18 protein-coding genes and 1 tRNA gene are annotated in these 17983 nt (G+C 74.8%); 6 read left to right on the top strand and 13 right to left on the bottom strand.

Annotation, left to right across the window (positions count from 1 at the left end; translation table 11 throughout):
• Positions 1 to 13: 13 nt before the first annotated feature.
• The 3 genes from OF852_RS13535 to OF852_RS13525 are packed head-to-tail and all read right to left on the bottom strand — an operon-like array spanning position 14 to position 3395.
• Positions 14 to 1549, bottom strand: a complete 1536-nt coding sequence (locus tag OF852_RS13535; RefSeq protein ID WP_271119683.1) for an FGGY family carbohydrate kinase — start codon at positions 1547 to 1549, stop codon at positions 14 to 16.
• The gene (locus tag OF852_RS13530) at positions 1546 to 2508 is read right to left on the bottom strand and encodes a transketolase family protein (RefSeq protein WP_271119682.1); all 963 of its coding nucleotides are present in this window, start codon (positions 2506 to 2508) and stop codon (positions 1546 to 1548) included. The genes OF852_RS13535 and OF852_RS13530 overlap by 4 nt, the downstream gene beginning before the upstream one ends.
• Positions 2505 to 3395, bottom strand: a complete 891-nt coding sequence (locus OF852_RS13525; RefSeq protein ID WP_271119681.1) for a transketolase — start codon at positions 3393 to 3395, stop codon at positions 2505 to 2507. Before OF852_RS13525 ends, OF852_RS13530 begins: the two co-directional genes overlap by 4 nt.
• 141 nt (positions 3396 to 3536) lie before the next feature.
• Here OF852_RS13525 and OF852_RS13520 point away from each other — a divergent pair, with 141 nt between their 5' ends.
• On the top strand, positions 3537 to 4514 hold the full coding sequence (locus OF852_RS13520; RefSeq protein WP_271119680.1) for a sugar-binding transcriptional regulator: 978 nt from the start codon (positions 3537 to 3539) through the stop codon (positions 4512 to 4514).
• A 42-nt stretch (positions 4515 to 4556) separates the two neighbouring features.
• A complete protein-coding gene (locus OF852_RS13515; RefSeq protein ID WP_271119679.1) occupies positions 4557 to 5222 on the top strand; it encodes a hypothetical protein in 666 nt (221 codons plus the stop codon).
• A gap of 55 nt (positions 5223 to 5277) precedes the next feature.
• On the opposite strand, the gene OF852_RS13510 is transcribed toward OF852_RS13515, so the two are convergent.
• The 6 genes from OF852_RS13510 to galU all read right to left on the bottom strand — a co-directional run bounded on the left by OF852_RS13510 (position 5278) and on the right by galU (position 9199).
• A tRNA-Ala gene (locus OF852_RS13510) sits at positions 5278 to 5353 on the bottom strand.
• Positions 5354 to 5408: 55 nt separating this feature from the next.
• On the bottom strand, positions 5409 to 5885 hold the full coding sequence (locus OF852_RS13505; protein WP_271119678.1) for a nitroreductase family deazaflavin-dependent oxidoreductase: 477 nt from the start codon (positions 5883 to 5885) through the stop codon (positions 5409 to 5411).
• Positions 5886 to 5892: 7 nt separating this feature from the next.
• Positions 5893 to 6540 carry a pyridoxamine 5'-phosphate oxidase gene (gene pdxH / locus OF852_RS13500; RefSeq protein WP_271119677.1) on the bottom strand — a complete coding sequence of 216 codons (648 nt, stop codon included), beginning with the start codon at positions 6538 to 6540 and terminating at the stop codon, positions 5893 to 5895.
• Positions 6541 to 6544: 4 nt separating this feature from the next.
• Positions 6545 to 7558 carry a hypothetical protein gene (locus OF852_RS13495; RefSeq protein ID WP_271119676.1) on the bottom strand — a complete coding sequence of 338 codons (1014 nt, stop codon included), beginning with the start codon at positions 7556 to 7558 and terminating at the stop codon, positions 6545 to 6547.
• Between the two features lie 98 nt (positions 7559 to 7656).
• Positions 7657 to 8304, bottom strand: coding sequence for a GNAT family N-acetyltransferase (locus OF852_RS13490; protein WP_271119675.1), 648 nt, complete (start codon positions 8302 to 8304; stop codon positions 7657 to 7659).
• On the bottom strand, positions 8282 to 9199 hold the full coding sequence (gene galU / locus OF852_RS13485) for a UTP--glucose-1-phosphate uridylyltransferase GalU (protein WP_271119674.1): 918 nt from the start codon (positions 9197 to 9199) through the stop codon (positions 8282 to 8284). The genes OF852_RS13490 and galU overlap by 23 nt, the downstream gene beginning before the upstream one ends.
• 38 nt (positions 9200 to 9237) lie before the next feature.
• On the opposite strand from galU, the gene OF852_RS13480 reads away from it, so the two are divergent.
• Genes OF852_RS13480 through mscL form a run of 3 tightly spaced genes read left to right on the top strand, consistent with a single transcriptional unit; the run spans position 9238 to position 10645 of the window.
• Positions 9238 to 9822: a 5-formyltetrahydrofolate cyclo-ligase gene (locus OF852_RS13480; RefSeq protein WP_271119673.1), complete on the top strand. Its 585-nt coding sequence runs from the start codon at positions 9238 to 9240 to the stop codon at positions 9820 to 9822.
• A gap of 18 nt (positions 9823 to 9840) precedes the next feature.
• A complete protein-coding gene (locus OF852_RS13475) occupies positions 9841 to 10140 on the top strand; it encodes an FmdB family zinc ribbon protein (RefSeq protein WP_271119672.1) in 300 nt (99 codons plus the stop codon).
• Positions 10141 to 10153: 13 nt separating this feature from the next.
• Positions 10154 to 10645, top strand: coding sequence for a large conductance mechanosensitive channel protein MscL (mscL, locus tag OF852_RS13470; protein WP_271119671.1), 492 nt, complete (start codon positions 10154 to 10156; stop codon positions 10643 to 10645).
• A 14-nt stretch (positions 10646 to 10659) separates the two neighbouring features.
• On the opposite strand, the gene OF852_RS13465 is transcribed toward mscL, so the two are convergent.
• Together OF852_RS13465 and OF852_RS13460 are read right to left on the bottom strand one after the other, a co-directional pair.
• Complete coding sequence (locus OF852_RS13465; RefSeq protein WP_271119670.1) at positions 10660 to 10839, bottom strand: hypothetical protein; 180 nt, start codon at positions 10837 to 10839, stop codon at positions 10660 to 10662.
• Complete coding sequence (locus OF852_RS13460) at positions 10832 to 14539, bottom strand: AAA family ATPase (protein ID WP_271119669.1); 3708 nt, start codon at positions 14537 to 14539, stop codon at positions 10832 to 10834. Before OF852_RS13460 ends, OF852_RS13465 begins: the two co-directional genes overlap by 8 nt.
• Before the next feature lie 183 nt (positions 14540 to 14722).
• On the opposite strand from OF852_RS13460, the gene OF852_RS13455 reads away from it, so the two are divergent.
• On the top strand, positions 14723 to 16114 hold the full coding sequence (locus tag OF852_RS13455; RefSeq protein ID WP_271119668.1) for a carboxylesterase family protein: 1392 nt from the start codon (positions 14723 to 14725) through the stop codon (positions 16112 to 16114).
• On the opposite strand, the gene OF852_RS13450 is transcribed toward OF852_RS13455, so the two are convergent.
• Positions 16098 to 16799, bottom strand: coding sequence for a hypothetical protein (locus tag OF852_RS13450; protein WP_271119667.1), 702 nt, complete (start codon positions 16797 to 16799; stop codon positions 16098 to 16100). The genes OF852_RS13455 and OF852_RS13450 overlap by 17 nt on opposite strands.
• Entirely contained in the window at positions 16796 to 17980 is a 1185-nt protein-coding gene (locus OF852_RS13445) for a zinc-binding dehydrogenase (RefSeq protein WP_271119666.1), read from the bottom strand. Before OF852_RS13445 ends, OF852_RS13450 begins: the two co-directional genes overlap by 4 nt.
• Positions 17981 to 17983: the final 3 nt, after the last annotated feature.

The following is a 17983-nucleotide window of genomic DNA, read 5'->3' as shown; positions in this document are numbered from 1 at the left end:
GTTCGGGTCCGTGTCAGCGCGCGGGCTGGTCGGCGGGGTCGGGGACGGGGAGGAGGTCGGGGACGATCACGGGGGCCGTGCGCGCGCGGGCGACGGCGTCGAGCCAGCGGGACCGGCGTGCCGCGACGGACGCACGGTCGAGCTGCGGCGCGACCTCCGCGCGGGAGCGCGGGAGCGCGGCGAGCTCCGCGTCGCTCCAGATCCCGACGGCGCGGCCGGCGAGGTGCGCGGCGCCGAGCGCCGAGAGCTCGGCCGCGGCCGAGGGTCGGACGACGCGGCCGCCGAGGTCGGCCTGGAGCTGCATGAGCCACGGGTTGGCGCTCGGTCCGCCGTCGGCGAGGACGAGCTCGATCCGGGTGCCGACCGCGGCGTCCGCGGCCTCGAGGACGTCCTCGACCTGGAGCACGATGGACTCCGCTGCGGCGCGCGCGATCTGGCCGGCGCCCGCACCGAGGTCGAAGCCGACGAGCACGGCGCGCGCGTCCTCGTCCCACCAGGGGGCGCCGAGGCCGGCGAAGGCGGGGACGAGGTCGAGCTCGCCCGGCTCGGCGGCGGCCGCGAGCTCCATGACCTGCGCGGGCGTGGAGCCGAGGAGGCGGGCCAGCCAGACGAGGGTCGCCCCGGTCGCGAGGATGTTCCCCTCGAAGGCGGTGCGCGCCTCCCCGTCGATCTGCCAGGCGAGCGTGCGGGCGAGGCCGCGGCCGGCATCCGCGCCCTCGGGCAGGAGGCCCATGACGGAGGAGCCGGTGCCGTAGGTCGTCTTCACGGCGCCGGGTGCGCGGACGCCGTGCCCGTAGAGGGCGGCGTGCGAGTCCCCGAGGACCGCGTGGATGCGGGTGCCGTCGGGGAGGCCCGCGATGCCGCGGACGGGCGCGCTCGGGGCGTCGCTCGCGACGACCGCCGGGAGCACCTCGCGCGGGATGCCGAAGAGCTCGAGGAGCTCATCCGACCAGTCGGCGGTGGCGAGGTCGAGCAGCTGCGTGCGGCTCGCGTTGCCCGCCTCGATGCGGTGCTCGCCCGTGAGGCGCCAGAGCAGCCAGGCGTCGACCGTGCCGACCGCGAGCCGGCCGGCGCGCGAGCGGGTGCGGTCGGGGTCGTGGCGGTCGAGGAGCCAGGCGAGCTTCAGCGCGGAGAACATGGGATCGATCGGGAGGCCGGTGATCTGGCGGACCCGCTCGCCGTGGCCCGCGTCGAGGAGCCCGCGCGCCGTGGCCGCGGTGCGCCGGTCCTGCCAGCCGAGCATCGCGCCGAGCGGGTCGCCGGTCTCGAGGTCCCACGCGAGCGCCGACTCGCGCTGCGAGCTCAGGCCCAGCCCGGCGACGCGCGCGGGGTCGATCTGCGCGAGCACGCGCTCGACCGCGTCGACGACGCTCTGCGCGATCTCGAGCGGGTCCTGCTCCACCCAGCCGGAGGCGGGGTGCTGCTGCGCGAGGGGCACCGACGCGTCCGCGACGATGCTGCCGTCGCGGGCCACCGCGACCGCCTTGGTCGCGCTGGTTCCCTGATCGACGGCGATCAGGAGCGGCGCATCCGCCGCGGGCCGGGTCATGAGACGAGCGCCTCCTCGGCTGCGGCGACGATGCCATCGGCGGTGAGCCCGAAGTGCTCGAGGAGGACGTCGGTGCTCCCGGTCGGCGCGAACTCGGTGAGTCCAAGGATACGGAGCGACACATGTCGGTCAAGCGTCAGCTGTCCGACGACCGAGGCGACCGCGGCGCCGAGCCCGCCGGCCGTGTTCGCCTCCTCCGCCGTGACGATCGCGCGCGTGCCGCGGGCGGCCTCCTCGATCGCGGCCGTGTCGAACGGGGCGATCCAGGCGGCGTTGAGCACGGCGGCCGAGATCCCCCGCGCCTCGAGCGCGTCGGCGGCGGCGAGCGCACGCGAGACCAGCGTGCCGGTCGCGACGATCGTGACGTCCTCGCCGTCGCGGAGACGGTCGATCCGGCCGCGCTCGAGCACCGCGCCCTCGGGCGTGACGTCGGGCACCTTGTGCCGGCCGACGCGGATGAACATCGGCCGGGGGTCTGCCGCCGCCTGGCGGACCGCGTCGCGCGTCTGCGCGCGATCGGCCGGCACGAGGATGTCGAGGCCGGGCAGCGCGCGGAGCCAGGAGAGGTCCTCGACCGAGTGGTGCGTGGGGCCGAGCTCGCCGTAGGCCATGCCGGGGCTCATGCCGCAGAGGATGACGTTGTGGCGGCTGTAGGCGACGTCCGCCTTCACCTGCTCGAGCGAGCGCCCCGTGAGGAACGGCGAGGCCGCGCAGACGAAGGGGATGAGGCCCGCGTTCGCGAGGCCGGCGCCGACGCCCACCATGTCCTGCTCGGCGATGCCGACGTTGATGAGCCGGTCCGGGAACTCGTCGCGGAAGGCGGTGAGGTTCGAGGAGCCGACCGAGTCGTTGCAGACGGCGACGATGCGCTCGTCGGTGCGCGCGAGCTCGATGAGCTGCTCGGCGAAGGCGATGCGGTTGTCGTGCACGGCGGGCGCCGCGCTGGTCTCGGCGCTCATGCCAGCTCCTCCAGTGCGGTCGCGACCTGCTCGGCCGACGGGACCTTGTGATGCCATTCGACGCGATCCTCGATGAAGGAGACGCCCTTGCCCTTGACGGTGTTCGCGACGATCGCGACGGGGCGGCCGGTCGTCGAGGGCCCGAAGGCCTCGAGGAGCTGGCCGTAGTCGTGCCCGTCGACGACGCGCACCTCCCAGCCGAAGCTGGCGAGCCGCTCGTCGAGCGGGTCGAGGCGGTTCGTGTCCTCGGTGCGGGCGCCCTGCTGGAGACGGTTGCGGTCGACGACGATCGTCAGGTTGTCGAGCTCGTAGTGGGCGGCCGCCATGAGCGCCTCCCAGTTGCTGCCCTCCTGCATCTCGCCGTCGCCGAGGACGACGACCGTGCGCGATCCGGTGCCGAGCAGGCGCGCGCCGAGCGCGGTGCCGACGCCGACGGGGAGGCCGTGCCCGAGCGGGCCGGTGTTCGTCTCGACGCCGGGCACCTTGACGCGGTTCGGGTGGCCGTTAAGCGCCGACATCGGCGACATGAAGGTCGAGAGCTCGTCCGGCGCGAAGTAGCCGCACCAGGCGAGCGTCGAGTAGAGCGCGGCGGCGCAGTGCCCCTTGCTGAGGATGAAGCGGTCGCGGTCGGCGCGGTCGGGGTCGGCCGGGTCGATGTCGAGGACGGCGTTGAAGAGGACCGTGAGGATGTCGGTCACGGAGAGGTCGCCGCCGATGTGGCCGGCCCGGGCGCCGTCGATCATGCGCACGATGCTCCGGCGGGTCCAGTTCGCGCGCTCCCGGATGAGCTCGTCGCGAGCGGCGGCATCGGCGGCGTCGGCGATCGCGGTGCGCGCGTGCTCCCAGTCCGCGATCTGGGTCGGGTCGGCGGTGAGCCTGTGCGTCATTGCTGCATACCTATTCATTGGGTGCGGGGCTACCCCAATCCTCACGATGCCGACTCGATATGTCAACAGTGAATATCTACCCCAAACGCTCGTGCGGGTCTAGACTGCGAGATCACGCCCGAGCACCGAGAAGGAGGGCACGTGGCCCTGGACCCCGCGCCCCGCCGCGCCGCGAACGCCGACCGGCTCAACCTCATGACGAAGGTCGCGCGGCTGTACCACGAGCAGGGTCTTCGACAGCCGGAGATCGCCCAGCGCCTCCACGTCTCGCAGTCGCGCGTCTCCCGGCTCCTCAAGGAGGCCGCCGACACCGGCATCGTGCGCACCGTCGTCATCCCGCCCGCGGGCGTCTACTCCGAGATCGAGGACGCGCTCCGGGACCGCTTCGGCCTCGCCGACGCCGTCATCACCGAGGCGCCCTCCGACAGCGAGTCCGCGCTCCTCTCCGCCCTCGGCGGCGCGGGCGCCCAGTACCTCGAGGCGACGCTCACCGGCTCCGACCGCATCGGCATCTCCTCCTGGTCCTCGACCCTGCTCGCGACCGTCGACTCCATGCAGCCCCGAGGCACCCGCAGCGCCGTCGAGGTCGTCCAGCTCATCGGCGGCGTCGGCTCGCCCAGCGTGCAGGTGCAGGCGACCCACCTCGCCGAGCGGCTCGCCCAGGTGACCGGCGCCGATGCGCGGTTCCTCCCCGCCCCCGGCATCGTCGCCTCCCCCGCCGTGCGCGACGCCCTCCTCGGCGACCGCTACATCGGGGACGTCGCCGAGCTCTGGGCGCACCTCACCGTCGCCCTCGTCGGCATCGGCAGCCTCGAGCCCTCGCCGCTGCTCGAGTCCTCCGGCAACGCCGTCTCGGCACCCGACCGCGATGCGCTCCGCGAGCACGGCGCCGTCGGGGACGTCTGCCTGCGCTTCTTCGGCCCCGACGGCGAGCTCGTCGACGCCGAGCTCCACGACCGCGTCGTCGGCATCGGCAGCGGGCAGCTGCGCGCCATCCCGCGCATCGTCGGCATCGCGGGCGGCGCCCGCAAGCTCGCCGCCATCCGCGCGGCCGCTGAGGGCGGCTGGATCCACGTGCTCGTGACCGACCTGGAGACGGCACGGGCGCTGCTGGCCTAGGCCGCGCGGGGCTGCCGTCCCACCCGCGCCGATAGCGGCCGCATGCGAGGGAAGAAGGTCCGGCCGGGCGACGGCCACGAGCTCCGGCGGTACCGCTGGTGGCAGCCGTTCACCCGGACGCTCTTCCACATCCGCCTGCCCGACGCCGATGGCCGGCCCCGGCTCTGGTCGGTCGACGTCCGGCTCATGGGCGACGGCGACGACGGCGAGGTGCGCGCCCGCCTCTACCTCGACGGCGCGAATCAGGCGGTCTCGAAGCTGCCGGCCGTCTTCCCCGTCCCGGGCGGGCGCATCGAGGTCGCCGCGAGCAGCTTCGGCTTGAAGCGCTGCCATTTCGTGCCGCTCGACGCGGACGGGCGGGAGGCGGGATCCGCCCGCCAGCTCGCCCCCGACCCCGCCTCCGCCGAGGGACGGCGGGCGCGGCTGGACCGCCGCCGACCGGGGCTCAGTCGGGCGATGGGCGCCGCATCGATCGTCGTGCTCGTCGTCGCCCTCGCGCTCGGGCTGCCGCAGCTCGTCGAGACCGTCACCTCGCTGCCGTTCCTCGCCGAGCACATCGACCCCATCCGCTCGCCGCTCGTGCTGCCGCCGTGGGCGAACGTCGCGCTCGTCGTCGGCGGCATCGTCGCGAGCACCGAGCGGGCGCTCCGGCTCCGCTACAACTGGCTGCTCGACGGCGGCGGCGAGGTGCCGCTCGGCGACGCCTAGTCGGCGAGCTCCGCACGACGAAGGGCCCGGCGCATCGCGCCGGGCCCTTCTGTTCTGGTGGAGCTGAGGGGAATCGAACCCCTGACCTTCTCATTGCGAACGAGACGCGCTACCAACTGCGCCACAGCCCCGAGAACCAGGCAACGCTATCACGCGCGGCGACCTCCGCCGAAATCGAGACGGGGCTCAGCGCGGCTCGAGCCGGAAGATCCGCAGCACCCGCCCGGCGGCCCGCTCGTAGCCACGGTAGCCGGGCCAGTTCCGCTCCAGCTCGGCCCACACGGCCTCCCGCTCCTCGTCCGGCACGAGCGCGGCGCGGACGGGGATGCGGCGGCCGCGGAACTCGATCTCCGCCTCGGGATGCGCGAGCAGGTTCCAGGTCCAGGCGGGGTGCCGTTCGCGCGCGAAGTTGCTGCCGGTCACGTAGATGGCGCCGCCCTCCGTCGGGCAGCACATGAGCTCGACGCGGCGCGGCTCGCCGCTCCGGGCACCCCGAGTGTGGAGCACGAGCGAGGGCACGATGAGGCCGCTCGACACGACCCGGCCGCCCGTCAGCGCCGACACGACGCGCTCGAGCCGGGGCATGATCCGCGGCCCGTGGCGCCGGAACCAGCGCGTGCGCGTGACGCGCGCGACGGCCGGCCGCATCACCCTCGGGAGCATGCCCGCATCACGGCTGCAGCCGCTCCACCCGCCAGCCGGCCGGCGCACCCTCGTCGCGGCTGAGGAGGATGCGGTCGTGGACCCGCGAGGGTCGCCCCTGCCAGAACTCGATCCGATGCGGCTCGACGAGCCAGGCGCCCCAGCCATCGGGCCTCGGGATCGCGTGCTGCCCGGCGAAGCGCGCCTCCGCCTCCGCGACCCGCCGGTCGAGGTCCTCGCGCGATCCGATCGGCTGCGACTGCTCGCTCGCCCAGGCGCCGAGCTGGGAACCCCGCGGTCGGCTCGCCCAGTAGGCGTCGCTGATCGCCTCGGGGGCCGGGGCCGCCGTGCCCTGGATCACGACCTGCCGTCGCAGCGGATACCAGGGGAAGAGGAGCCCGACGCGGGACTCGTGCGCGAGCGCGCGGCCCTTCCGAGAGCCGGCGTTCGTCACGAACTCGAGCCGTCCGCCCTCGATCGCCTTGAGCAGCACGGTCCGGCTGGAGGGCGCGCCGTCGGGGTCGACGGTCGAGAGGACCATGGCGTTCGGGTCCGGCATCCCCGTCGCCTCGGCCTCCGCCAGCCAGCCGCGGATGCGGTCGATCGGCTCGCCGGGGAACTCGGCCTCGTCGAGGGCGGGGCCGTCGTAGTCGTCGTGCCGCTCGAGCGAGCTCATCCGCTCAGCCGGCCGCCCGGCGGCGGCGGAGCATCGCATCGACGTCGGGGGCGGCCTGTGCGTCGAGGTCGTCGACGAGGCCCATCCGCGACCAGCGGCTCGGGGCCGCGGGGGTCGACCCGGTCGCAGCCGGGCGCGCGGGCGCCGTCGAGGCGCTCGCGGCGGCGGGTGCGGCGGGCACCGGAGCGGGCGTCTCCGCCCGGCGGCGCACTGGCTCGGTCGGCATCGGGAACGCGAGCACCTCGGGCGCGCGGTGCGCCGCGCGCAGCGCCGCCTGCGCCGCCTCGGAGGCGTCGCGCATGAGCTGCTCGGCGTCCGGCTGGGGGCGGAGCTCCTGGTGCTCGGGCTGCCCGAGGTAGCGGGGGCGCGGCACGGGCACGGGCGTCCACGACCGGTCCGCGGCCGGCCGCGGCTCGGCGCGCTCGACCGGCTCCGCGCGCCGCTCGACGCGGCGTCGCGGCGTGGCGGCCTCCGCGATCCTGGGCAGGCGGATGCGGCGCTTCGCGAGCTGACGGTGGGTGCCGAGCGCGAGGGAGACGGCGACGCCGGCGACCGCGAGCACCGCCCACGACGCGGCGACCGCGCCCGTCGTCGCCATGAGGACGATCTGGATGCCGGCCGCGGCGAGCGCGCCGAGCAGGACGAGCGTGGCGGCGAGGCGGGTGCGGCGCTGGCGGCGGCGGGCGAGCTCGACGCGCTCCACGAGCGGGTCGCGGTGGCGGGCGAGCTCCTCGAGGGCGGCGCGCTCGCGGGCGCGGCGCCGGAGCTCGGCCTCCTTCTCGCGGGCGCGGAGCACGCGCTCCTGCGCCGCCGCATCCCGGGCCCGGACCTCGAGGCGCACCTGCTCGGGGACCTCCGCGGACTCGGCCATGATGCGCAGCGTCTGCTGCAGCCGGGTCGCGTTGCGCTCCGTCGCGAGGTACTCGCTTCGGCGCACCCAGGTCGGCACGAGGTAGGCGAACCAGAGGACCGCGGCCACGAGGAGCATGATGCCCGTGCTGCCCCCGGTGAACTCCATGCGCACACGGTACGGGCGGGATGCGGGCGCGGCGGCGCGCCACCCCGGGCGCCGCCGATCTCGGAGCGGGATCGGCGGATGCGCGGCCGGGCCCCGCCTCAGGGGTAGCGGAGCGGCCGCATGGCCGCGACGCGGTCCTGGTCCGGGATGGTCGCGGCGCTCGCCGGCACGCGTCCGTCGCGCCAGCGCCGGAGCAGACCCTGCGGGAGCTCCTCGACCGTGAGGGCGAAGCAGAAGTGGTCGCGCCAGTCGCCGTCGATGTGGATGTACCGCCGGCGCAGACCCTCGTAGCGGAAGCCGAGCTTCTCGACCACCCGGAGGCTGGCCTTGTTCTCCGGGCGGATGCAGATCTCCATGCGGTGCAGCCCCAGCCCGAAGAAGCAGTGGTCGGTCGCGAGCGCGACCGCCGCGGGCGTCACGCCGCGGCCCGCGAAGCGCTCCGAGACCCAGTAGCCGATCGTCGCCGAGGAGAGCGAGCCGTAGACGATGCCGGAGACGTTGAGCTGCCCCGCGAACTCGCCGCCCACCTCGATCGCGAACGGCGCCCCGAGGCCGGCGCGCGCATTCGCGAGGAGGGCGCGGATGCCGGCGCGCGCGTCGAAGGCGGCGGGGCCGTGCGGGCTGGTCGCCTCCCACCGGCGCAGCCAGCGGCGGTTCTCGACGAGCTCGCGCTCGAGGGCGCGCGCGTCCCGGAGCCGGATCGGCCGGATCGCGACCTCGCCGTCACGAAGGGTCGGGATCCCCATCGCCGTCACCCAGTCCCGCCGCGAACTCGCGCAGCCACGGGCGGAGCTCGGGACCGAGGTCCTCGCGCTCGACCGCGAGCTGCACGACCGCCTTGATGTAGTCGGCCCGGTCGCCCGTGTCGTAGCGGCGGCCGCGGAAGACGACGCCGTGGACCCCGCCCGCCCAGTCGGGACCGTCCGCCATCTCCTGCAGCGCGTCGGTGAGCTGGATCTCGCCGCCCTTGCCGGGCTCGGTGCGCTCGAGGATGTCGAAGATCTCGGGGCGCAGGACGTAGCGCCCGATGATGGCGAGGTTCGAGGGCGCCGTGCCGGGCGCGGGCTTCTCGACGAGTCCCGTGATCCGCACCACGTCCTCCTCGTCGGTGGGCTCGACGGTCGCGATGCCGTACAGGTGCGCGACCGAGGGGTCGACCTCGAGGAGCGCCACGATCGTCGTGCTGCGCTGCTGCTGCACGTCGAGCATGCGCGTGAGGAGCACGTCGCGGTGGTCGATGAGGTCGTCGCCGAGCAGCACCGCGAAGGGCTCGTGGCCGACGTGCATCTTCGCGCGGAGGACCGCGTGGCCGAGGCCCTTCGGGTCCCCCTGGCGGAGGTAGTGGACGTCCGCGAGGCCGGTCGAGTAGTTGACCTTCTCGAGCTTGTCGGAGTCGCCCTTGCGCTCGAGCGTCGACTCCAGCTCGCCGACGCGGTCGAAGTGGTTCTCGAGCGCGTTCTTGTTGCGGCCCGTGATCATGAGCACGTCGGTGAGGCCGGCGGCGACCGCCTCCTCGACGACGTACTGGATCGCGGGCTTGTCGACGACGGGGAGCATCTCCTTCGGCATCGCCTTGGTCGCGGGCAGGAAGCGGGTCCCGAGGCCTGCGGCCGGGACGACGGCTTTCGTGACGGGGGCCATTCGTCAAACATAGCGGGCGGCGCACCTAGAATCGCAGTGTGTCGGACGACATCGAGGACCGGAAGCGCGCCCTCCGCGCCGAGCTCCGCCGACGACGGCGGAATCGCACCGCGAGCGAGCGGGAGTCCGCCGAGGCGGGCATCACCGCCCGCCTGCTCGAGCTCAGCGAGCGCATCGGCGCCGCCTCCATCGCCGCCTACCTCTCCACGCCCGACGAGCCGGGCACGCGCGCCTGGCTGCGCGAGCTCGACGCCCGCGGCACCCGCGTCCTCCTCCCCATCTCCCGCGTCGACGGCCTCCTCGACTGGGCGCCCTACGACGGCGAGGCGGAGGAGTCCGACATCCTCGGGATGCCGACCCCGACGAGCGAGATCCTGGGACCCATCGCGATCAACGAGGTCGACCTCATCGTCGTGCCCGCGGCCGCCGTCGACCGGAGCGGGCTGCGCATGGGCTGGGGTCGGGGCTACTTCGACAAGACCCTCGGATCGATGGAGAACTGCCCGCCCGTCTATGCTGTGATCTTCGACGACGAGCTCATCGACGAGGTCCCGCGCGAGCGCCACGACATGCCCGTCGACGGGGTCGTGACGCCGAGCGGCATCGTCGAGCTCCGCGCCTGACGACCCGCCCGAGGACCCATGCCCACCTACTCCTACCGCTGCACCGAGTGCGGGAACGCCTTCGACATCCAGCAGTCCTTCACGGACGACTCGCTCACCGAGTGCCCGAGCTGCCGCGGGCGGCTGCGGAAGCTGTTCAGTGCGGTGGGCGTGACCTTCAACGGCTCGGGCTTCTACCGGACGGACAGCCGCGCGGGCTCGACCTCGGGCTCCTCCTCGTCCTCCTCCGGCGGCTCCGGCTCGTCCTCGAGCGCGCCCGCCCCGACCTCCTCCTCCGGCGGCTCGACCTCGTCCGGCGGCAGCACCTCGACCAGCTAGGGAGCCCCCGCTCATGCTCAAGGGATTCAAGGACTTCATCCTCCGCGGCAACGTCATCGACCTCGCGGTGGCGGTCGTCATCGGCGCGGCCTTCACCGCGATCGTCACGGCGCTCGTCGAGGGCATCTTCAACCCGGTGATCGCGCTGCTCTTCAACGCCGACTCGATCGCGGGCGCCGGCATCACGATCCGCGAGGCGAGCGAGGGCTCGGAGGCGATCGTGCTCTCCTGGGGCCGCGTGCTCTCGGCGCTGATCCAGTTCCTGCTCATCGCCGCGGTCGTCTACTTCGCGCTGATCGTGCCGATGAACTACCTCAAGTCCAAGGCCTTCAAGAAGCGCGAGAACGACGAGGCCCCCGCGCCGGCCGTGCCGAGCGAGACCGACCTGCTCGTCGAGATCCGCGACCTCCTCGCGGCGCAGAACGCGGGCCAGCGCGGCGTCGAGTCGCACCCCGCCTTCAACAGCGGCGCGCAGCAGCAGCAGCAGCAGCAGCCCGAGAAGTAGGCCGCGCCCGCGGCTCAGTAGTGCGGCGGCTTCTCGGCGCGCATCCGCGCGTCGTTCTCGCGGCGATCGTGCCGCGGGGCCTCCGGCTCGGGATGCGGGTCGGAGCCCTCCGGGGGCGCGGTCGTCACGCGGCGACGCCGGCGTGCGGGCCGCGGCTCCGCCGAGGCGCCCTCGTCGTCCTCGGGATCAGGCACCCTGGATCGGGATCTCCTGCGTGCGCGGACCCGCCGCGAGCCCGGCCAGACGCGCGACGCGGTCGGCGACCGCCTCGGGGTCGCCGAAGAGCTCGAAGGCGTGCACGCGCGCATAGTGCCAGCCGAGTCGGCGCAGCACCTCGGGGCGCAGGCGCAGCGACTCCCGCAGGCTCCGGCCCATGAGCACCGCGTCCGTGTCGACGACGATGCAGGTGCCGCCGTTCGCGACGACGAGACCGAGCTTGCCGCGATGGCCGAGGGCGACCCGCAGCCCGCGCGCCTCGAGGCGGCGGGCGAGGTCCACGAGCATGGGGTCGCCGTCGTCCGGCAGCGCCGGCTCGGCGTGGCGGGCGGCGACCTCGTCGAGGATCTCCGCGAGCGCGATGGCGCCGTGCCGCATGCGGCCGTCCTCGACGTCCGCGGGACGGAAGCAGGTGACGATGTGGAGCGAGCGCCGTGCGCGGGTCATCGCGACCGCGAGCAGCCGCTCGCCGCCGGGCTTGCCGAGGGCGCCGAAGTCGGAGAGCACCCGGCCGTGCGGCGTGCGGCCGTAGCCGAGCGAGAACACGACGCGGTCGCGGCTCTGCGCGGCGGCGCGCTCGATGGTCGTCACCGCGAAGGGCTCGGGCCGGTCGGCGGCGACGAAGTCGGAGAGCGCCGTGTCGTCGACCGTCGCGCGGAGCACCGCCTCGAGCACGCGCACGGCGTGCTTCTCGCTCGCGGTCACCACCATGAGGGACTCGCGCGGGCGGGTCGTCGCGTGCTGGCGCACCAGCTGCACGACCCGGTCGACCTCGGCATCCACGCTCTCGACGGATCCCGTGACGGGGTCCGGCAGGCCCGTCCCGTCGTCGACGTAGTCGAGCACGAGGCTCCCGTGGCCGAGGAAGGAGCCGGCCCACGGCAGCGAGTCGATGCGGCCCGCGTAGAAGCGGCGGTTGACGAGCTCGGCGAGGTCCTCGCCGCCGGCACGGTAGCTGCGGGTGAGCGAGAGCACCGGGAGGAGGCCGGAGAGCTGCGCGAGCGCCGAGCGCGCGTGGAGCTCGTCGAGGTCGATGGCGGGCAGCTCGTCGGCCGCGTCGGGGTCGCCGATCGCGGTGAGGAAGGGGGCGGGGGTCTGCGTGACGGGGTCGCCGAAGGCCACGACCTGGGCGGCCCGGCGGATGCCGCCGACGGCCTCCGCGATCGTCATCGCCCCGGCATCCACGAGGAGGACGGCGTCGAAGCCGAGCTCGGTGCTGACCTCCGCCATCTCGTAGGGCGAGGCGAGCCACACCGGCGCGATGGGCCGCGCGAGGTGCGGCGCGGTGCGGGCGAGGGCCTGCGAGGTCGCGCCGGGGCGGGTGAGGGCGCGCTTGAGGGCGGTCGCCTCCTCCGGCCAGTCGACGAGGCCGATCTTCCAGCTCTCCGCGAGCTGCCAGGCGAGGAGCTGGGCGCTGCCGGAGGCGTGCGCCTCGTCGACGAGGCGGAAGTCGGCCTCGAGCCGCTCGAGCACGCCCGTGTTGGCGCCGAGCAGCGCGCGGTCGCTCTCGAGCAGCGAGTCGAGGGCGCTCCGCCACCACGCGAGCTCGAGCTCGGCGGCGACCTGGTGCTCGGGCACGTGCCGCGCCGAGAGGTCGGTCATGAGCGGGTCGAGCTCGAGATGCTTCAGCGTCGCCATGAGCGCGCTGCGCTCCTGCAGGTTGTCGAGCACCTCGCTGTCGGCGGCGAGCAGCTGGAGGCGGCTGCCGAGCTCGGTGAGCGGGAGCGCCTCGAGACGCTGCTCGCCCGTGAGGCCGAGCGGGCCGTCGATCACGGCGAGGTCCTGCGCGACCTGCTGCCAGGCGACCTGCACATCGGCGATCCCGACCGGCACCTCGGGCGCGACGCCCGCGGCGACGTAGCGCTGCCAGAGCAGGCGCTGCTGCTGGATGCGGGTGAGCGCCTCGTGGAGGTCGCCGACGTGCATGCCCGGCCGGACGTACTCGCGCGCGAGCTTCCTGAGCCGACGGCGGTTCGGCGCCGTCATGGCGGGCGAGTCGCGGCGGGATGCGGTGGCGGCGATGAGCTCGGTGAGCGGACGGTCGAAGACGGCCGGCACGAAGCGGTCGAGGGTGTCGCGCAGCTCGGTGAGGAGCCGCAGGTAGACGCCGAGCTCGGCGACCGTCTCGAAGGGGCGCATCCGGGTCGAGCCGATGAGCTCGGTCGCGCGGACGAGCAGGCGCGGGAGTCCCTCGGCCTGCAGGCGCTTCGCGAGCGCGTGGGCGCGACCCGCCTCCTCGCCGCTCGCGAACTGCGCGCCGTACCAGGGCGAGTCGCCGGGGCCGTAGCGGAACTCGCCGAGCCGGGCGGCATCCACGATGGTCGTCGCGGCGAGCGTGCGGTCCTCGGCGAGCGCCTCGACGGTGCGGCGCGAGAGGCGTGCCCCGGTCGAGGGCGGATCGGGCAGCAGCGCGAGACGGGAGAGCTCGGTCACGCAGTCGAACACGGAGATGCCGAGCGCGCCGTCGGGGCGGGTCAGCGCACCGCGGTAGTCGAGGAGGACGCTGCGGAGGCGGACGAGCGCCTCGTCGATGTCGCCGACCTGCGGCGACTGGGCCTTCTCGTTGCGGCCGATGCCGCGCACCAGGTCGCGGCGGAGGCTGCGCGGCGAGACGGCGACGCCGGGCAGCCCGATCTCGCTGAAGCGCTCGGCGATCGCTCGGAGGCTCGCGCGGCGCGGGCTCGTGACGAGCACGCGCTTGTTCTGCTGGACGAGCGCGCCGATCGCGTTGACGATCGTCTGGGTGCCGCCCGTGCCGGGCATGGTCTTCACGACGAGCGAGTTGCCGGCCGCGATCTGGGCGACCACGTGCTCCTGCTCGGCGTCCGCGTCCAGCAGGAGCGTGTCGGTCGACGGCTCGCGGCGGTCGGGGTCGCCCGACTCGACCGGGTTGACGGCCTGCTCGAGCGTCCATTTCGCGGTCTTGTTGCCGCCGAGCGCATCGAGGACGGGGTGCTCGAGGGTCGCGGCGTCGGCGGTCATCGCCGTCGCGACCTCCGCGAAGGTGGAGACGACGAGGCGCGGCTGCACCGCGAAGTCCTGCAGGTGCCCGGTGAGCGCGCGGAGCTGGTCGATGACGGCGTTCGGCTTGAAGGTGCCGTCGGCGTCGGTGAGGGCGACGAAGGCCTCGGCGTCGAGCGAGATCCCGAACTGGGTCTCGAGCGCGTGCGCGAAGGCGGGGTTGAGTCGGGGGCCGCCGCGCAGCTTCACCTCGAAGTCGCGGCCGGCGCGCCGGATCGCGAGGGGGCGCAGCAGGATGGGGCCGCAGTAGTCGACGGCGTCGTGGCGCCAGGTCGCGATCCCGATGCCGAGCTCGACGGCGTCGATGCCGCGCGTGGTGGCGAGCTCGAGTCCCTTCTCGGCGATCTGGTCGGCGGCGCGGCGCGCGGTGCGCAGCGCCATGTCGTCCCGGATGAGGTTGGAGAGCAGCGTCGTCGCGCCCGTGATGAAGCGCGCGAGACCCCCGGGGTGCGTCGTCGAGAGCTCGATGCGCGTCGAGGGCGCGTCGAGGAAGTGGATGAGCGGCGAGCGGCCGCCGATGCCGGCGAGCTCCTCGCGCCATGCGCGCCACGCGGGCGCGGCGATGTTGCCGGAGGCCCAGTCCTCGCCCCCGACATCGAGGGCGTGGGGGGCCGTCAGCTGGCGTTCGGCGCGGGGCGCCGACTCCTCGTCGTCCACGAGGTCCTCATCCCGTCGATCAGCAGACCACACACCGCCACAGTAGGGCGGGGGCGCCCGGAACCCCGGGAGGTCGCGGGGGTTTCGCGCGCACGGGCCGAATCGTCTCAACCCGTGGTCGAAGGTTGCGCGGTGCGCCGACGGCACCGGCGCTCGCTCGGATCCGCCGGATACGGTGCCAGGGTGAGCTCCTCCGCCCCCTCGCCCCGCCGCATCGAGACGCCGCACGGCACCTACCTCGGGATCGAGCGCGACGGCGTCGTCCGGCTCCGCGGCATCCGCTACGCGGAGGCGGCGCGCTTCGCCGAGCCCCGGCCGGTTCCGGCACCCGGCCGCGGCGTCGAGATCGATGCGACCCGACCCGGGCACGCGCCGCCGCAGCGCTCCTCGCCGTCGCTCGAGTCGATCCTCCGGGACATGCTCGGCGGGCTCGAGCAGGGCGAGGACTGCCAGACCCTCTCGGTGTCGCTCCCGGCCGACCTCCGCGCCGGCGAGCGGCTGCCCGTCATGGTCTGGATCCACGGCGGCTCGTACGTCACAGGCGCCGCGGATGCGGCGATCCACGACGCCTCGGCGCTCGTGCGGGAGCAGCGGGTCGTCGTCGTGGCGCTCGGCTACCGGCTCGGGGTGCTCGGGTTCCTCGGCGCGGACGCCGCACCCGGCCGGCCGGCGGTCTCCCCGAACCTCGGGCTGCTCGACCTCATCGAGGGCCTGCGCTGGGTGCGCGACCGGATCGCGGAGCTCGGCGGCGATCCCGAGCGGGTGACCGCCTTCGGGCAGTCGGCCGGCGGGCACGCGATCGCCCACCTCATGATCTCCGACGGCGCCGACGGGCTGTTCCGGCGCGCCGTCATCCAGAGCGCGCCGCTCGCGCTGAGCCGGCACCGCGAGCGGCTCGTGCGCGCCATGCGGCGGGCGGCACGCCCGCTCGGGGCGGACGACGGGATCGAGTCGCTCCTCGATGCCCAGACCCGCGCCGAGCACGCCGGGCTGCCGTTCGGGCTCAAGGGCGGGATGCCCTTCGGCCCGAGCTACGGGCACGCGCCGCTCCCGCGCGAGGAGGAGGCGGATGCGGCCTGGCGCCGGCGGGCGCCCGAGGTCGAGGTGCTGATCGGCTCGACGACGGAGGAGGCGGGCTTCTTCACCGCCGTGCTCCCGGCGACGCGGCGGCTCCGCCGCGGAGGCGCCGGATGGCGGCTGCTCCGCGCCGGGCTCATCGCGCCGCTGACGCACCGCCTCTACCGCGACCCCGCGCGCCGCTTCGCCCGGCGCCACCGCGAGGCGGGCGGTCGCGCCACCGTCTACGAGCTCGGCTGGACCACCGTGCGCAGCCCGCTCGGCCCCGTGCACGCGGCCGACATCCCGCTGCTCCTGGGCGGGCCGGAGGCCTGGGCGAGCACCGCCTTCGCGGGCCCGCGCGACTGGGAGGCGGTCGACCGCCGTGGCCGCGCGCTCCGCGCCATGTGGGCCGCCTTCGCACGGACGGGCGAGGTGCCCGAACCGGGCACGGAGGATCCGGGGATCGAGCTCGAGCGCGGGCCGGGCGCCGAGGCGCGCCTCAGCTCGCCTCGCTGACCAGGCGGTACTCCCGCAGCCGCAGCTCCTCCGCGGCGGCCTCCACCTGCGGCGTCGCGAGCAGCTCGCGCAGCCGGTCCCCCTCGAGCCTCACCTCGACGCCGTGCACCTCGAGGACCGCGTACCAATGGGCGCCGCTGCTCGATCCGGCCATCGAGCGCCCCTCGGCGGTCGCGTCCTTCGCCGCCGTCGCCCCGCCGTCGCCCTCCACGAGGAAGCCGCCGAGCACCGCGCGGTCGTCGACGGCCCGGGCGATCGCGGCCTGGAGCGCCTCGCGCAGCTCGCCCTCCCGCCCCTCGACGGGGCTCAGCCTGAGCACCGCGACGCGGCCGGAGGTGCCGACCCCCTCGCTCGCCGTGACCCGGCCCACCGCGCGCTCGTTCCCCCGGAACGCGCCCGCGATCCGGCGCGTCCACTCCGTCGGGGTGTCGAGGGCGCGCAGGTAGGGCTCGCTCGTGAGGGTCGCCATCTCGGCCGTCTCGTAGAAGGAGAAGAACTCGACGGGTCGGGATGCCGGCTCCGGCGCCGTCTCGACGAAGCGGCGCCCGCGCTCGAAGCCCGGCACCGCGAGGCGCTCCGGGAAGTGCTCGAAGCTGTACCAGTCCTCGAAGTCGGGGAGGTCCTCGGCGTCGACGCTGATGACGTTGACGAGCATCCCGGCGCCGAGCCGGACGGGCGCGCTCACGACGCCGCTCCCGCGTCGGCCTGCGACATGACGTCGACCTGCGACATGACGACGATCGCGCGACCCGGGATGCGGCCCGCGGCGAGCTCGCGGTAGGCCTCGTCCGCGTCCTCGATGCCGTAGCGCCGGGTCACGGCCCGCCGGACGTCGAAGCCGCCCTCCGCCGCGAGCCGGGCGACGCGCGGCAGGTCGCGACGCGTCCGCGCCCCGAAGGAGCCGAGCAGCGCCTGTCCGCGACGCACGAGCGGCGTGATGGGGATGGATGCCGCGGCCGCCCCGGCGGCGATCCCGACGACGACCGCGCGGCCGCCCTCGCGGAGCGCGCCGACCGCCGTCTCGATGGTCTGCGGGCGGCCGAGCGCCTCGAAGGCGACGTGCACGCCGCGGCCGCCGGTCGCCTCCCGGACCGCCTCGACCGCATCCACGCTCATCGAGTTCACGACGACGTCGGCGCCGAGCCCGCGTGCCGCCTCGAGCTTCGCGTCGTCGATGTCGACGGCGATGATCGGCGAGGCGCCGAGGTGCCTCGCGATCTGGAGGATGCTCGTGCCGACGCCGCCGGTCGCGACGACCGCGACCGACTCGCCCGCCTGCAGCCCCGAGCGCTCGATCGCGCCGAGCGCCGTGAAGGCGGCGCAGCCGAGGACGGCGGCCTCCTCGAGCGGCAGCTCGTCGGGCACGGCGGCGAGCGCCGAGAGCGGCACGACCGCGTACTCCGCGAGTCCCGCCATCGAGTACATCGAGAGGCGCGAGCCGTCGGCGCGCGCGAGCCGCGAGCTGCCGTCGAGGAGGTTCCCCTTCAGCCGGTTCTCGGCGAAGAACACCTCGCACACGTCGTCGCGGCCCGCGAGGCACGACTCGCATGCCGTGCACGGCATGATGAACGCGCCCACGACGCGGTCGCCCACCCGGCGCTCCCCCGCATCCGCCGTGCCCTCGCCGATCGCGACGACCGTGCCGCTGATCTCGTGCCCGAGCACGCCGGGGCCGGGGAACGCGACCTCGCCCTTGAGGACGTGGAGGTCGGTGTGGCAGACGCCGCACGCGGCGACGCGCACGAGCGCCTCCCCCGCCTTCGGCACGGGGACGGGGATGCGCTCGATGTCGAGGCGCGCCTCGTCGCCCGGCCAGACGGCGGCGAGCATCGTCGCGCCCTCGGCGGGCGCCTCGGTGTCCGGCATGGC

The sequence above is a fragment of the Homoserinibacter sp. YIM 151385 genome (assembly GCF_027912415.1).
Classification (GTDB): Bacteria; Actinomycetota; Actinomycetes; order Actinomycetales; family Microbacteriaceae; genus Schumannella.
Note: the sequence above shows the minus strand (reverse complement) of the source record. Positions and strands in the feature narration are given on the sequence as shown.